A 15,909-nucleotide genomic window follows, 5' to 3' on the forward strand; every position below is an offset into this window, starting at 1 on the left:
TCAAAAAAATTAGCACGAATTGACTTGTCAAAAGGCAATTTATCTAGATGTTAAAATTATATAGTTGCGGCCGGCGGTCGTGGAATACATTAAGGGCTTTCTTTATGCCGGCCTGGGCGGTTAAATCCAGGGGGGAGCACAGGATGGTTTCTTCGCTGGCGGCCTCTGTGAGAATTTCGCCCCACGGGTCGATGATAGCGGAGTGGCCGGCCAGTTGCTGCTGGCTGCCGTCAAGGCCGGCGGCGTTGCAGGCGGCGATAAAGATTTGGTTTTCAATGGCGCGGGCTTGCAGCAGTATCTGCCAGTGACGGAGGCGTTTTAACGGCCAGGCGGCTGGGATAAACAGCACTTGTATACCCGACAAGGCCAGACTGCGGCATAGTTCGGGAAAGCGCAGGTCATAGCAGACGGCTACGCCGCATTTGGTGCCGGCGAGATTAAAGGTTACGAGCTTATTGCCGGGCGTAAAGGCCCGGTGTTCGTCACTAGGGGTAAAGAGGTGCGTCTTGTCGTAGCTGGCTGCCAGCTGCCCGTCGCGCTGAAAAACATAGCAGGTATTAAATATCTTCCCCTGGTGGGAACGGGCGACGGTGCCGCCGACGATGTTTACCTGATAATTCAGGGCAAGCCGGCTGAGAAGTGACTGCACCTGTTCCCCTTCCACATCGGCGTAATCCGTAATGGGCTGGGGATAAAAGCCTTGCAGCCATAATTCCGGCAGCAGCAGTACATCGGGACGATTTTCCATAGCCTGGGCTGCCAGGCGGTGGAGGGTGGCGATATTCTGCTCCGGCTCTCCCAAAACAACCTGCATTTGCAAAATCGCGGCTTTCATAAGTCAACCTCCCGTAGAAAGGAACAGCGTATGGACAAAATAACGTATGAACTGGGCGACATCGTACGCCTGAAAAAACAGCACCCCTGTGGCAGCCACGAATGGGAAATCCTGCGGACGGGCATGGACTTCCGGCTGAAATGTCAGGGCTGCGGTCATCTCATTCTCATTCCCCGGACGAAATTTGAAAAAATGGTGCGGGGCAAGGTAGAAAAGTAAACCGCCCCGAAGGGCGGTTTAATCAGCCAAAGAACTGGTAGTATAAAGAAATGAGGAACATGGCTACGGCCAGACCCATGGCGCCGAGGCTGGCGCTGTTGAGGTAAGCCCGGACATTATCGGACACCTTGGCATGACGATACAGGTAAGTCAAGGTCAGGGACAGCGTCAGCAGCAGGTACATGGCCCGGTTGGTATTGTCAAAATGCTCCCAGCCAAACATGGCAATCACGAAGGTAAAACAAATCATAATCAGCAGGAAGTAGTCGCGGCCAATCTTGGGCTGTGATTCCTGTTTTACTGCCTTCGGATGCAGTTTGTTTTGCAATTTCTTGTATTGTTTGGACATATAAAGAACTCCTATCTGAAAAAATAATAAAAAACCATCTCTAGTATATCATAGAGATGGTTTTTTGAATATAAGTTTTAGTTTTGCCAGCCTCAATTATATTTTGCAAATGTCACAAAAATGACTTGTCAAATTTTTGACTATGTGTTACACTTTATGTGTAAGTTGATTTCACAAAGGAGCTGGGAGTCTATGAAGTTTGCAGAGAAAATCCGGCAGCTGCGCTGGCAAAAGGGCCTCAGCCAGGAGGCCGTGGCCAAGGCCATTGGCGTTACCAGACGCACCTATATTTCCTATGAAAATGATGGCCGTTATCCCAAGTACAGAGAGCGTTACGCTCAGCTGGCAGAAGTTTTCGGGGTGGATATCAATTATCTGTACACGGAAAATGAGGATTTTGTCAGTCAGGCGGGGCGAAAGTACGGAGCCAAGGGCATGAAACAGGCGACGGCCCTGGTCAGTGAATTATCGGGATTATTTGCCGGTGGGGAGCTGACCGAGGAAGACAGGGATGCGGTTATGCAGTCGTTACAGGAGGCTTACTGGCTCGCAAAAAAGGAAAATAGGAAGTATAGGCGCAGTGATTAGGGGTGAGTGAATGAATGCAGAGTGGTGCCACAGCCGTGCCAAGGAGCTGGTACGGCTGGCCGGTTCCCGTGATATGCAGAGGATTGCCCGGGAACTGAATATCAAGGTTTTGTATAATGATAATTTTACCAATCTTTTAGGTATGTATTTTTGCAAGTGGCGCAACCGGTTTATTTTTCTTAATTCCAATCTTGATGATATATGGCTGAATATGGTTTTGGCGCATGAAATCGGTCATGACCAGCTGCACCGCGACCTGGCCAAGGAATCCCAGCTGCATGAGTTCGAGTTGTTTCGGCTGAACAGCCGGGTGGAATATGAGGCTAATGCCTTTGCGGCCCATCTGTTGATGGACAGCGATGAAGTATATGCGGAGATAAAAGAAGGCTGTGATGAGTTTTCGCTGGCCAGAAAAATGAATTGTAATATCAACCTGGCCCTGGTAAAGCTGCAGGAAATGGCCAAGCTGGGCTATGATATCCGTCCCAGTGGTGCCAGTGACAGCCAGTTCTTTCGCCGGATTCATGTATGATGATTTATTTATAGGGAGGCAGGAAATATGTTAAATGCTATCATAAATTTTGAGGTTATCTTAAATATTGCACTTATTCTTTTGGTAGTTTGCCTGTCGTGTTATATTGCTGTGCAGGGACAGCGCCTGCGCCGTTATGAGCAGAGAACGGAGAAAATGCACCTGCGCTTAAGATGGGCGGAGAGAAAGCAGGCTTTGGAAAAGCAAAGGCTGGCCGCTTAGTTTTGTGAGTTTGGGCTTGTGAAATATCATATAGGGTAAGAGGAAAAGTCCGTTGACAAAAGTGTCAATGGGCTTTTTTTAATCTTGGGGCAGGGCAGGAAAATAAAAATTTGCTGACGAATAAGAAAGGTTAAGCAGGCTAAAAATGGGACGAAGGAAGGATAGGAACGATGAAGAAGAAAATATTACTGATTCGCAAGGGCAAGTCCTTCATGCTGAATACGATTGAAAAAAATCTTACTGACGCCGGTTATGAAGTGGTGGCAGTTGACCCCGATATGGAGGCTATTGAGCATCACAAAGGGGAAACGGAACTATTTGTCATGTACTTAGGGGATTACGTGGACGAGGCTGTGGGCGCCTTGGTGTATCTAAAGGATATTTGTACCGAGGAGGATAAGCTGCTGGTGCTGGTGGGGACGGCCACGGAAATTGAAACGGTGCATAAGTCTATCCCAGCGGCGCTCGTAGCAGCGGCATTTGAACGGCCGTTTGATATGAAAAAACTGGCAGCGCAGGTGGAATGGCTGTTGTCAGCTAATGATGACCTGGCCAGACGGAAAAATATCCTGCTCGTTGATGATGACGGGACCTTCCTGAAAATGGTCAAGGACTGGCTGTCGACGAAGTACCGTGTCACCATTGTGACTTCTGGCGCGCAGGCTTTGATGTATATTGCTGACAACCGGCCGGATTTGATTCTGCTCGATTATGAAATGCCGGTCACCTCCGGGCCGCAGGTGCTGGAAATGATCAGGAGTGAAACCAAGGTGGACTCCATTCCGGTTATTTTCCTCACGGGCAAGGGCGACCGGGAAAGCGTGCTGAAGGTATTGGCACTGAAACCGGACGGGTATCTGTTAAAATCCATGGAGCGCCCCAAACTCATTGCGGCCATTGACGATTTCTTTGAAAAGCAGAAATACCAGAAACTCCACGATAATAATATCCAGTAACGTCGTGCTGCCTTTCATGGGAGGAAATGACCATGCTGCAAAAGAATTATGAACGGTGTCTGCCTGTTGAACGGCAGCAGGAAATCCTGACGGAAATAATTCCGGTTTTGGCCGAGATAAAGGAGCGGGCCGTTAACCTTAAAGTCAGTTGTTTATACCTGCATATTGTGTTCAGCGGTATAAAAATGGAAATCGGCAGGCAGTTGTATGAAGAAGTCAGGGAGTATCTGCCGCAGGCGGTTATTACCGGGATGGCGGAAACGCTTTTTGTGCATAAACTGGAACAGGTTAAAGTGCAAATAAATGCCATGTTCTGGGAAGAGGCACAGGTGGAATTGGTGGAGTATAATGGCCGTCCGGATAATTACGTGACAGCAGGGCAGAACTTTGGCCGGCGGATAAGCGCTATGCCGGATGTGAAGGCGGCTTTTGTGTACTGCGTCGGCGAGGGCACTCAGTTTACTAAATTTCTCAGGGAGCTGGCCGCGGAAAACCCTCATTGTGTAATCAGTGGGGCGATTGTCAGCATACTGGAAGACCTGACTTCGGCGCCTGATGATGTGCAAAGTCTTTTCTGCCTGTCGAAGGACATGGAGATGGACTATTATTATGTCGTGGGGCGGGAGTTTTTGCACAGTGGCATCACGGTGGCGGTTTTCCGCGGTCAAAATCTGCATGTGCGCGGTGATTATGTACTGGGCTGGAAACCGGTGGGCAAGGAACTCGAAGTCACGGAAATGGTGGGCGATACTTGTGTGGCCAAGCTGGATGGTATGCCGGCTACGGATATATACAAACACTATCTGCAGGTAACGCCTGATGAGAATTTTATTTTCAACATTTGCGCCTTTCCTTTGGCGGTAAAGCGTAATGGCTGTATTATCGCCCGGGTGCCGCCTGTTTTTGATGAGGAAGGACGTATTTATTTCAGCGGTGACGTATACCAAGGTGAAAAAATGCAGCTGACCTATGCTGTGCCGGCCAATATGCTGCAGGAAACAGATATGGCCAGTGAAAAAATGTGCCCGTTTGCGCCCGATGGGGTGGTTCTTACCTTGTGCGGCAATCGTTCGTTTTTCCTAAAGGAAGAGGCTGTGAAGGAGCTTAACTATTACCGCCGGTTTGCTCCGCAGCTGATTGCCAATTACGGCACCTCGGAAATCTATTGCTATGAAGGCCAGGGCGGTGTTTTAAACAGCGCTCTTGTCAGCGTGGGATTCAGGGAGGGCGAAGTAAAAGCCTTGCCGGATTGCTATGGGGAGATGCTGACGGAAGAAAAGCATTATGTCATTCCGCTGGCAGCCCGTATGGCGGCGTTCCTGGACGCTGTAACGCAGGAACTGGCGGCCTCCAATAAAGAACTGCTGGCCATGGCTCACGCCGCCAAGGCGGCCAGCCGGGCCAAGAGTCAGTTCCTTTCCAGTATGAGCCACGAAATCCGCACGCCGATAAATGCGGTGCTGGGCATGGACGAAATGATTCTGCGCGAAACGCAGGAAAAAAACACGCGCGAATACGCCCAGAACATTCGTACAGCAGGTACGGCCCTGCTGAGTCTGGTCAATGACATTTTGGATTTTTCCAAGATAGAGGCTGGCAAGATGGCGATTATTCCTGTGGAGTATGCGGTCAGCTCCCTTTTAAATGACTTGGTGAATATGATTCGCCAGCGGGCCGAACAGAAGGGACTGCAGTTTCTGGTGGAAATCCCTGATGATATGCCCAGTATTTTAAAAGGCGATGAAATCCGCCTGCGGCAGATAGCGGTAAATATCCTGACCAATGCGGTCAAATATACGGACGAAGGGCGTGTAACCCTGCGGCTCTCCTATGAAAAACTAAGTGATAACCGCATTGCCCTGACCACGAGTGTTAAGGATACGGGTATTGGCATTAAGCAGGAAGATATAGACAAGCTGTTTCATGCCTTTGAACGCATTGAGGAAGAGCGGAACCGCACCATTGAGGGCACAGGCCTCGGCATGAACATAACCCAAAAGCTGCTGGCGATGATGGGCAGTGAGCTGAAGGTGAACAGCGTTTACGGGGGAGGCTCGGAGTTTTCTTATACTGTGGAGCAGGAGGTTCTGAACTGGTCGCCCATGGGCAATTATGAGGAGGCCTACCAACGCATGATGGCGGCCCAGACGGCTTACAAGGAGAGTTTTGTGGCACCGGAGGCCAGGATTCTCGTGGTGGATGATACGGCTATGAATCTTACGGTGGTCAAAGGCCTGCTGAAACAGACGCAGATGCAGGTAGATACGGCCATGAGCGGTTATGAATGTCTGAAAATGGCCGGGGAAACGGCCTATGATGTCATTTTCCTTGACCATCGCATGCCGGGACTGGACGGTATAGAGACCTTGCAGCGGCTGCAGGCCATGAGCAAACAGGCCGGGGCCTTAAATGCTGCTACGCCGGTGGTGGCACTAACGGCCAACGCGGTCAGCGGAGCGCGGGAAGAATATATGGCGGCCGGGTTTGATGATTATCTGACGAAACCTATTGACAGTCATCAATTGGAGAAACTGCTGCGCGATATGCTGCCATCGGCCAAGGTGCGGGCGGCCGGACAGCTGGCCGTGGCCGCAGAGGATAAACTGCCTGACTGGCTGGAATATGTGGTGGGGCTTGACCCGTACAAGGGCGTTGAGCATTGCGGCTCGGTGACGGCTTATATGGACGCGCTGAAAGTCTTTGCCCAGACCATTATGAGCAATGCGGAGGAAATTCAGCGCTACTACGATACCGGGGACTGGCAGAATTACACCACCAAGGTGCATGCGCTTAAAAGTACCGCCCGGATTATCGGCGCGTCAGAGCTGTCAGAAAAGGCCGCCCGTCTGGAGGACGCAGGCAATAATTGTTACTGTGACGAGATAGAAACAGGCACGGCACCGCTGCTCGAACTTTACCGCAGCTTTGCCTCCAGTCTGTCCGTGCTTATGCCTGCAGAAAAAGAGGCGGCAGAAAAAGCACCTATCAGTCCGGCAGAACTCAGTGAGGCCTGGGAAACTATGCGCGATATTGTGCAGAGTTTTGACGATGACAGTCTGGCATACATGCTGGGCGAATTGTCCGGCTACCAGCTGCCGGAGGCCGAGGCGGAAAAGCTGGCGCAGATAAAAAAAGCCGCCGCAGTTCCCGAATGGGATAAGCTGCAACAGCTTTTAAGTATTGCCAGAACATGACAAAAAATGTATGATAATAAGCGGAGACTGACGAATTAGTTGGCGTTCCTCCTGCGGGAGGTGAGCTACATGACCCTGTACGAGAAGTTGTCTTTATTTTTAGCAACGATGTCATTCATTGTAGCTGTCTTGATGTACCTAAAGTAATTTAGGTAACGAAAAAAGCCGCTGACCTTTTGCCAAGTCGCGACCTTCTTCAATGTTCAAATAACTATGGGGAGTGCCGACGAGTGCGAATTCGCCAGTCTCCGTTTGTCTATATTATAAGTTTTTTTGCTGCGGATTGCAATAATTTAACGAAAATCAGAGCTGAATTTTCTCACGCAGTTCTATTTGATTTTGGCAGTCTGTTTTTTTCAGGAGGTTGCCGATATGGTATTTTACAGTCCGCTCGGTGACAAACAGGGCGGCGGCGATTTCGGAAATAGACTTTTCCTGCAGGACTTCCATTAAAACATCGGCTTCCCTGTCTGTAAGGCCATAAGTTCTCCGCATGATGTCCTGAGGGGAGGCTGTATTAGGCGCTGTCAGGGGGATGGAAGCATTGGCCGCCAGCGTCAGTTCACTGTCCGTCAGATTATTGATGGGATTTATATCGTTTTTCATGAGATTCCCGGCTGTAAGAGGCCGGGATTTTTGTGTCCGGGCATAGATTATGAGTACCTGATAGAAAAGAACGGCGCAGAGCAGCAGCAAAGCCGTATGTACTGCCAAAATCACAGCGATACCGGCGGATTCAAGGTACAGTGTCCCCCATAGTGCCGCAAGGCCGCTCAGCGGCATTTCAATCCCTCTGCCCATCGTGGCCCAAAGCGCAGGGCGTTTGGTGTAAGGCGCGATAAAGAAGAACAGACGGATAACCAGTACAATCAACGCCCCGGTGAAGAAAGCATCGGTGTAGGCCAGCAGGGACAGGAGGAACTGGGGACTGCTGGCGCGGACTAGCATTGGCGCGCTCTTGGCAACAATGGCAATAATGGGCAGATAAAAAGGAAACATATCGGCAAGATAGCCTGCCAGCAAAAAGCCGCCTGCAGTAAACAGCCGTGATATACCGAAGTAAGAGGTTTCGTATTCGGCAAAGCGTGGGATAAAAATGCTGTCGTCAAGACCCACCAGCACCCCAAGGGCAGCTGCAATCAGCACAGCCAGCGGCAGGTTCTTTTTCACCTCCGCGGCTTGGCTGACGAAGGTCATCTGAGGCAGAGTGTTATGAGGGATTTTTTTCAGCAGGAAAAAAGTCAGCAGGACAGCGCCCAGCATGACGGCTGACTGGCTGGCATCCGGCAGGAGCAGGGCAAAGTACAGGCTGAAATTGGACAAAGCCAGTGAGTAGCCAATGAAGCGTCCCTGCCTGACGATAGGTATCTGATATGCGGCTTTGTGGGCAATACAGGCAAACAAATAGCCAAAAGAGAGGGCAAACAACAGTATTGCAGACCATGAAAACCAAGCTCCCTTTGCCAAAGAAAGCAGACTGATGCCTGTGGCGCTGCCCAGCAGGGAAACTTGTAAGGCGCGCCTGCCTGCGGCAAGGGAGAATTTTTCATGGGCAAAGCCATACAGCACCATGCCGCCGCCACACAACAGCATAAAGGCAGTATTATAAAGGATAATGTCTGCGGCAGGCACTTGTCTGAGCAGCATCATATAGAACAGCACATTGTAAAAAAATGCGCTGGCGTTGTAGAGACCCCCATAAGTTAGACCAGTCAATCTAACTTATGGGGGTCATTTTATGGCAAAATATAGTGCTGAATTCAAATTGAAAGTAGTTCAAGAATATTTGAAAGGGGATATTGGATACGTTGCCTTAGCCCAAAAATACAAGATACCTGCCAAAAAACGCATTCAAGAGTGGGTCGGAAAATATCGGGCAATGGGGAAAGAGGGGCTTCAACGGTCAAGAAAAAATGAAACATATTCTTTCCAATTCAAGTTAAATGCTGTAAAGTTATATTTAAGTACAGAAATTTCTTACCAAGAATTAGCACTTCAACTTAAATTGAAATCTGAAGGGCCTTTAGTAAACTGGGTTCGACGCTATCGTGCTGTTGGTATAGAAGGTCTCAAAACGCAACGGAAAGGCAGGCGGCCAAAGGTGCCAGATAAAACCAGTATTACACCGGACTGCAATATGAATCAAGATGAGAAGCTTAAGCAGCTAGAAGAAGAAAATCTCAAGCTCCGTATTGAGGTGGCCTTTTTAAAAGGACTGAGGAGATTGCGCCTGGAGCAAGAGGCGCAGAAGCGAAAGCAAGGATCGCCCACAGTCTCCGAGGATCCTTCAAATTAAAAGACATCCTTGCAGTTATTAAACTTCCTAAAGCCACCTATATGTATTGGCAGAAGCGATTTGACCGACAAAATCTGGATGCCGATTTAGAAGCAAAGATTAAAGCTATTCGGCAGTGTGACAAGGACTTCGGTTATCGTCGAATCTGGGGGAAGCTCCGCGAAGAGGGACTTTTAGTCAATCGCAAGAAGGTTCAGCGCCTTGTCCAGAAATTAGGGCTGCAGGTAAAATCATTCTCCCACAAGAACCGCAAATACAATTCCTACAAAGGAACTGTTGGGCGCATTGCACCCAATCGGTTACGCCGTCGCTTCGATACCTGTATTCCACATCAGAAAATCACCACAGATACCACTGAATTTAAGTATTATGAAATTGACACCAACGGGAACATTATTACTCGCAAGGCATATCTGGACCCGTTCCTTGACCTTTATAATCGTGAAATCCTTAGCTTTAGTATCACAAAACGGCCATCGTCACAAGGCATTATGTCTGCTTTGGAGAAAGCAATTGCCATTACCAGCGACTGCCCTTATCGTCGGACGTTCCATTCCGATCAAGGATGGGCTTACCAAATGGGCAGCTATGTTGGCCGATTGAAGGAAGAGCGAATCTTTCAAAGTATGTCTCGCAAAGGCACCTGTCTAGATAATAGCGTGATGGAAAATTTCTTTGGCCTGTTAAAACAGGAAATCTATTATGGACATACCTATCACAGTTTTGACGAACTGGAACAAGCTATCCGCCATTACATCACATACTACAATAACCACAGAATCAAAGCCAAGCTGGGATGGCTCAGTCCTGTAGATTACCGTTTACGTCATGCCGCAGCATAAAAAAACGGTAGCAGCATATAATTGCTACTACCGTTAAGGTCTAACTTTATGGGGTCACTACACGTATAGACCGTAAAGCATAATCAACCTCCTGTTCGCATACTCAATTATAACGCAGTTGTTCCAGTTTTGCCATAGGCAAAACTTCCTCTTGGCGTTTCCCTAAAGGACTAGCTTCGCTTCGCAACGAGGCGAGAGATATGCTCGCCGCCTGTTTTGGTATTCGTGCCCCCACCTGCTGAGGTGGGGGACATTTTCTTGCCTCGTTATAACAACACCAAAAAGATTTTACAATAGAGGGGGATATAGCAGGTACAGGAAAAACTGTACCTGAGTACAGTAGGATTTGTACCGTTTTTTGCTTAAAATTATAAGCAAGCGGTCGATAGTGTAGACAGGCCGTTAGTTAAGGGAGGTTTTCTGAATATGAAGAAATTGGACAAGAAGAAGTATGGGCTCATTGCGGCCGCTATGGGCTTCATGTGGATGGGAACGGCGTTGGCTGCTCCGGCTATTCCCGACAATCCGGGTACGGTGCGTGAGAATCTGGAACGGCAGCAGGCAGCGGCAGATGTGGAAACTGCCGTTCCCAATGACGTACAGGCTGACAGCACGGCCAGCTTTGCCTTAACCAAGCTGACGGTTACAACTGATGAAGCCATGAAATATAAGGCTGAGGATTTGGCGAAGATAACAGCCCGTTATGAAGGCACAACGGTGACGCTGGCAGACCTCAATAAGGCCGCCGCCGAAGTTACCGGCTATTTCCGTTCTCATGGCTATCCGGCGGCAACAGCATATCTGCCGGAGCAGAAAAGCGCAGAGGGTAATATCACCATCGCTGTAGCGCCGGGAAGATACGGTAATATCTCCATTGATAACCAAAGCAAGGTCAAGACTGCCGTGCTAGAGCGTCTGGTCAAGGGGCTGAAAAGCGGCGACATGGTGGAAGGAAAATCGCTGGAATCCGCGCTCTACAATATCATCGATCTGGGCGGCGTGAAAGCCGGCGGTCTGCTGCAGCCGGGGGCAAATAAGGGCGAGAGCGATTTGGTTATCAAGGTGGAAAATGGCAAAGCCGAAACGTATATGCTCTATGTCAACAACTATGGCAGTCATCCTGCCGGACGCTATCGCTACGGTTTTACCGCCGACTGGTATGAATTGAGCGGTATGGGCGATCATCTGGGCTTGAATGGGATGGTGTCCAATGCCAGCCAGAAGAACTTTGGCATACGCTATGATACCGTTGTCGGGCGCAGCGGCACCCGGCTGGGCGTGGGCATTTCCCATGGCAACTACGAACTGGGGGCTGACTTTGCGGCCTTTGGTTTTAAAGGAACGGCGACTACCTATAGCCTGTACGGTCTGACACCGCTGTTCCATACCAGCAAAGAGGCGCTTTACCTTAATTACGGGTATGATTATCGTGATATTGAGGATAAGGTAGACAGGGCAGGTGTCAAATGGAAAAAACATAGCCATGCTGTGCATGTAGGGCTAAATGGCTTCAAGAAACAAGCGGAAACCACCTTCAGCTATGGCGTTACAGGCTATGGCGGTACGTTGAAAGGCGATTCCGTAACGGGGCGTGACGGCAGCTTCAGCAAGCTGACGGCGGATGCCACGATGGTACACAAATTTGCGCCTCAATGGGATGTGCTGGTAAGAGGATCGGCGCAGGTTTCCGGCAGTGACCTTGATTCCAGCGAGGAAATGTATCTGGGCGGCATGAATGGCGTCAGAGCCTATCCTCAGGGCGAAGGTTCGGGGGATAAAGGCTTTCTCGGTACGGTCGAGGTTCGCTATCATATTCCCCGCGTTCAGGGGCTGACCCTGTCCACATACCTTGATGGCGGCCGCGTCTATTCGGAGGATCATCCGAATACGCGCAATACGACCCTCAAGGGCTGGGGCATCGGTGTTGCATGGGTACGTCCCAACGATTTCTATGCCAGATTTGACTATGCGCGCCGCATTGGTTTGGGCGACAATACCAGCGAATATGCGCAGGCCAAGAACAGGCTGTGGTTCATGCTGGGGAAAATCTGGTAAGCTGATTTTTCGTCAGGTTGCTGTGCAGAAGGGCAGCGAAGGGAATTTTTCGCTGCCGCTGCGCAGTTTTAATACCGTTGTTTAGGATAGGCAAGATGAAAGGAAGCGATATCAATGAAAAAGTCGGAATTTAAGAAAAATTTAGGCAGGAAGATTGCATTGGCCTTAGGTGTCGGTATGTTTTCCCTGCTGCCCCTGGTGCAGGCATTGCCGGCAGGCGGTCATAGTGACAGTGCCACCATCAAAGTCAGCGGCAGCACGATGGACATCAGCGGCGCGGCCAACAATGTCATAAACTGGCAGGCCTTCAGCATCGCCAAGGGCGAAACTGTCAATTTTGATGCCGGTAATTATCTCAATCTGGTCAAAGGGCCGGATGTGTCCAATATCTATGGCACACTTACAGGCGGCGGCAATATCTTCCTTGTCAATCCCAATGGTATCGTGTTCGGCAGCGGAGCCGTTATCAATGTCGGCTCGCTGACGGCCTCCACAGCGCCGATTGAAAGCGTAAATAAGGATGCCTTCCTCAATGGCAATACAAATCCGTCAATTTTGGGAAGCAGTGTTACTGAGGGGAGCGATATTTCTGTAGCGCTGGTTAATGTATCGTCTGCTAATTCACTAATTCTCAATGCAGAGGAGGTCGTGTTGCAGGATACGACTGTACTTGATAAGGTCGCAAATGTTATTGGTGCCGACACGGTGATAATTGGCGGTGTGGCAGATAATTATACTTCTAGTAAGATAGTAAAAGGCACGGCAAAAATAATAGATGGTGTTGTGACAGTGACGCCAATAGTAAAAGGGGCGACCTTGGTTACAGATTTGAGCCAGATTACGAACATGAACGGGAAGTATCTGCTGGCAGGTGATGTTGACTTGAGTTCTGCCTCCTTCACAACCTTGGGGGCTGCAGGTGAAGAACTGGGCAGTATGGCAACGCCCTTTACTGGGTATTTTAATGGCTTGGGCTATACCGTAAACAAGTTAAGCGGCAGCAACGGCCTTTTTGCACAGATTGGCAATTTCGATTTTAATACCAGTGAATATTCCGGCGGTACGGTTAAGAATCTGCGATTGGAAAATGTGGATATAACCGGTTCGGGCTATAATGGTACAGGGGCACTGGCCGGTAGTTTCGTGGATGGTGTAGTCTCTAATATCTATGTCAGCGGTAACATTACGGCAGCCGAATCATTTACCGGTGGTATTGTGGGAACTATGGGGAATTTCAGTGCCGGTTTTAGTGCCAAACTGACTAATGTAGAAAATACGGCAACGGTAACTGGCGGAACGACCGGCGGCGATATCGGTGGTGTGGTTGGAATGCTTTACGGCGGCACAATCACGAATGCAAAAAACAGCGGTGCTGTAGATGGCGCTTATGGTATTGGCGGCATCGTGGGGCAGACCGGCAGTGAAGCTAAAAATATAAAATATGCCTATAACACCGGTGCAATTAAGGCAGTAGGAACTACTGGTGAATATCCGATGCCAGGTACGGCCGGCGGTATTGTCGGCGCCATGGAAGGTGATGGACTGACGATAAATAACGCATATAATAGTGGTACTGTAACTGGCGATACTGTTGGCGGTATTGTTGGCAGTTTTGAAAGCATAGCTTCTAGTTGGGATGATGAAACTCAAAGCTGGTCCGAAACAACTGTTACGTATAATCCTACTGTCACCAATTCCTACTACGCCAATGTAACCAACCCCTCTGGCAACACCTATGGAACATCCGTATCTGCTGCTGATTTGCAGGCTAAGGTCAATGCCATCTGGGGCGGAGCTGCAGCGACTGACAGCGAAAAGCCCGGCAGCGAACCGACAACCGATACACCCACTACCCCCAGCACCGAACCGACTACTCCGGCTACGCCTACTACCCCCAGCACCGAACCGACTACTCCGGCTACGCCTACTACCCCGACTGCAGATAGTCAGAGCGGTTCTTCTTCCCGTATGGATGTTATCCGCGATATCCTTACTGAGCTGATGGGCAGCAATATGTCGAGCGAGCAGCGCAGGAGCATGGAGCGAGATACGGAAAACAATATCGTAGCGGCTACCAGCAATCCCGGCAGAGGTGACAGACCTATGGCCGCTATGCCGACAGCTGATACAGGAGCAGCTGCTCCGGCTGGCGATAGCAGCATCGTGGAAAATACCGATAAGTCAGCTCCTACGGGTGGTGAGGTCAATAGCAATAACGACGAAGATGAAAATTGATACCCATTGTAATATTTAGATAATTGTGGTAAAATACGCAAGGCAGTGCAGTTTTGGCTCACTGCCTTGTATTATTTATGTCCTAAGGAGTGAAATCTATGAAGAATTGGTTTGCCAAGCTGCAAAATATTGGCAAAGCCCTGATGCTGCCTATCGCGGTACTTCCGGCGGCAGCATTGCTGTTGCGCTTAGGTGCGCCTGATGTGCTGAATATACCTTTTATCACCAAGGCCGGTGGAGCGGTCTTTGATAATCTGGCACTTATCTTTTCCATTGGTATCGGTGTAGGACTGGCCAAGGATAACAATGGCGCGGCCGGTCTGGCCGGTGCTATCGGTTATCTTATTCTGACGTCGGCCTTAAAGACCATTGATGAAACCCTCAATATGAGTGTGCTGGCCGGTATCGTCAGCGGTATTGAGGCCGGTATCCTGTACAACCGCTATCATACGGTAAAACTGCCGGAATATCTGGGCTTTTTCGGCGGCCGCCGCTTTGTTCTCATTGTGACGGCAGCGGTATCCATTGTCCTGGCCGCTGTGTTCGGTGTGGTATGGGGGCCCTGTCAGGCCTTTATCCACGGTGTGGGTGAATGGATTATCGGCGCTGGCGCTGTAGGTACGTTTGTCTACGGTGTGCTGAACCGCCTGCTGATTCCCGTGGGGCTGCACCACATTTTGAACAGCTTTATCTGGTTCGTGTTCGGTGAATATACCAACCCGGTTACGGGCGCGGTAGCTACGGGTGACCTGAATCGTTTCTTTGCCGGCGACCCGGCTGCCGGTATGTTTATGGCCGGTTTCTTCCCCATGATGATGTTTGGTATGCCGGCCGTGGCTTTGGCCATGTACCATGCGGCTAAGCCGGAAAACAGAGCCAAAATCGGCGGTATGCTGGCCTCGGTGGCCTTTACGGCTTTTCTGACGGGGATTACGGAACCTATCGAGTTTATGTTCATGTTCCTGGCCCCGGCCCTCTATGTGGTGCATGCGGTGCTGACCGGTCTGTCCCTGGCTGTTACTTATTCGCTGGGCGTGCTGGACGGCTTTGGTTTCTCCGCCGGCTTTATCGACTATGTTATTGACTGGGGATTGGCTACCAAGCCGGAGATGATTCTGGTCATCGGTGTGGGTGTATTTATCCTGTATTACGGTATTTTCAGCTGGGCTATCCGCCAGTTTGATATTCCGACCATCGGCCGCTATGATGAGGAAAACGTCCTGACGTCAGAACCGGTGGAACTGAGCGAGTTATCCGAGCAGGTACTGGCAGCTTTGGGCGGCCGTGATAATCTGGAGGAAATTTCTTCCTGTGCCACCAGATTGCGCTGCACGGTTAAAGACCTGTCCAAAATGGATAATGAAAAACTCAAAAAGACTAACGGCGTCCGCGGTGTATTTGCCACGGGCAATGCGGTTCAGGTGGTTATCGGCACTAATGCCGAACACGTGGCCAATGAAATCTTAAGTGTATAATTTCGTTTAGGCTTTAGGGCAGCTGACATTTGTCGGCTGTCTTTTTTTATGCAGGAAAAAGCAGCTGATTATTGCGCAGGGGGCAGGATTTTTCAGCGGAATGGAGAAATA

Annotated in this window: 13 protein-coding genes; 10 read left to right on the top strand and 3 right to left on the bottom strand. The window is 49.8% G+C overall.

Annotated elements, in window-relative coordinates; all coding sequences use genetic code 11:
* Positions 1-43: 43 nt before the first annotated feature.
* On the bottom strand, positions 44-835 hold the full coding sequence (locus DL94_RS0109725) for a carbon-nitrogen family hydrolase (RefSeq protein WP_028129985.1): 792 nt from the start codon (positions 833-835) through the stop codon (positions 44-46).
* Between the two features lie 30 nt (positions 836-865).
* On the opposite strand from DL94_RS0109725, the gene DL94_RS0109730 reads away from it, so the two are divergent.
* On the top strand, positions 866-1,054 hold the full coding sequence (locus DL94_RS0109730) for a DUF951 domain-containing protein (protein WP_028129986.1): 189 nt from the start codon (positions 866-868) through the stop codon (positions 1,052-1,054).
* A 22-nt stretch (positions 1,055-1,076) separates the two neighbouring features.
* Here the strand turns inward: DL94_RS0109730 and DL94_RS0109735 are convergent, their stop codons facing one another.
* On the bottom strand, positions 1,077-1,403 hold the full coding sequence (locus DL94_RS0109735; protein ID WP_028129987.1) for a hypothetical protein: 327 nt from the start codon (positions 1,401-1,403) through the stop codon (positions 1,077-1,079).
* Between the two features lie 192 nt (positions 1,404-1,595).
* Here DL94_RS0109735 and DL94_RS0109740 point away from each other — a divergent pair, with 192 nt between their 5' ends.
* The 5 genes from DL94_RS0109740 (at position 1,596) to DL94_RS15335 (ending at position 6,895) form a co-directional block, all read left to right on the top strand.
* Positions 1,596-1,991: a helix-turn-helix transcriptional regulator gene (locus DL94_RS0109740; protein ID WP_028129988.1), complete on the top strand. Its 396-nt coding sequence runs from the start codon at positions 1,596-1,598 to the stop codon at positions 1,989-1,991.
* A 10-nt stretch (positions 1,992-2,001) separates the two neighbouring features.
* On the top strand, positions 2,002-2,523 hold the full coding sequence (locus tag DL94_RS0109745) for an ImmA/IrrE family metallo-endopeptidase (protein WP_028129989.1): 522 nt from the start codon (positions 2,002-2,004) through the stop codon (positions 2,521-2,523).
* Between the two features lie 27 nt (positions 2,524-2,550).
* Entirely contained in the window at positions 2,551-2,745 is a 195-nt protein-coding gene (locus DL94_RS0109750; RefSeq protein ID WP_028129990.1) for a hypothetical protein, read from the top strand.
* A 170-nt stretch (positions 2,746-2,915) separates the two neighbouring features.
* Positions 2,916-3,701 (top strand): response regulator, encoded by a 786-nt coding sequence (locus tag DL94_RS0109755; RefSeq protein ID WP_028129991.1) that lies wholly within the window; start codon positions 2,916-2,918, stop codon positions 3,699-3,701.
* Positions 3,702-3,733: 32 nt separating this feature from the next.
* A complete protein-coding gene (locus DL94_RS15335) occupies positions 3,734-6,895 on the top strand; it encodes a response regulator (protein ID WP_051586401.1) in 3,162 nt (1,053 codons plus the stop codon).
* A 303-nt stretch (positions 6,896-7,198) separates the two neighbouring features.
* On the opposite strand, the gene DL94_RS16315 is transcribed toward DL94_RS15335, so the two are convergent.
* Positions 7,199-8,545: a helix-turn-helix transcriptional regulator gene (locus tag DL94_RS16315; protein WP_197020737.1), complete on the bottom strand. Its 1,347-nt coding sequence runs from the start codon at positions 8,543-8,545 to the stop codon at positions 7,199-7,201.
* 88 nt (positions 8,546-8,633) lie between these two features.
* On the opposite strand from DL94_RS16315, the gene DL94_RS15860 reads away from it, so the two are divergent.
* The 4 genes from DL94_RS15860 to nagE all read left to right on the top strand — a co-directional run bounded on the left by DL94_RS15860 (position 8,634) and on the right by nagE (position 15,798).
* Positions 8,634-10,033, top strand: a protein-coding gene (locus tag DL94_RS15860) for an IS3 family transposase (RefSeq protein ID WP_156031784.1) whose coding sequence is annotated in 2 segments (ribosomal slippage) — positions 8,634-9,180 and positions 9,180-10,033 — 1,401 coding nt in all. Because the reading frame shifts where the segments join, the coding sequence is not laid out codon by codon here.
* Positions 10,034-10,459: 426 nt separating this feature from the next.
* A complete protein-coding gene (locus DL94_RS0109780; RefSeq protein WP_028129995.1) occupies positions 10,460-12,088 on the top strand; it encodes a ShlB/FhaC/HecB family hemolysin secretion/activation protein in 1,629 nt (542 codons plus the stop codon).
* Positions 12,089-12,202: 114 nt separating this feature from the next.
* Positions 12,203-14,323 (top strand): filamentous hemagglutinin N-terminal domain-containing protein, encoded by a 2,121-nt coding sequence (locus DL94_RS0109785; protein WP_028129996.1) that lies wholly within the window; start codon positions 12,203-12,205, stop codon positions 14,321-14,323.
* Positions 14,324-14,421: 98 nt separating this feature from the next.
* Positions 14,422-15,798: an N-acetylglucosamine-specific PTS transporter subunit IIBC gene (gene nagE / locus DL94_RS0109790; protein WP_028129997.1), complete on the top strand. Its 1,377-nt coding sequence runs from the start codon at positions 14,422-14,424 to the stop codon at positions 15,796-15,798.
* Positions 15,799-15,909: the final 111 nt, after the last annotated feature.

The sequence above is a fragment of the Selenomonas sp. AE3005 genome (assembly GCF_000686945.1).
Taxonomy (GTDB): domain Bacteria; phylum Bacillota; class Negativicutes; order Selenomonadales; family Selenomonadaceae; genus Selenomonas_A.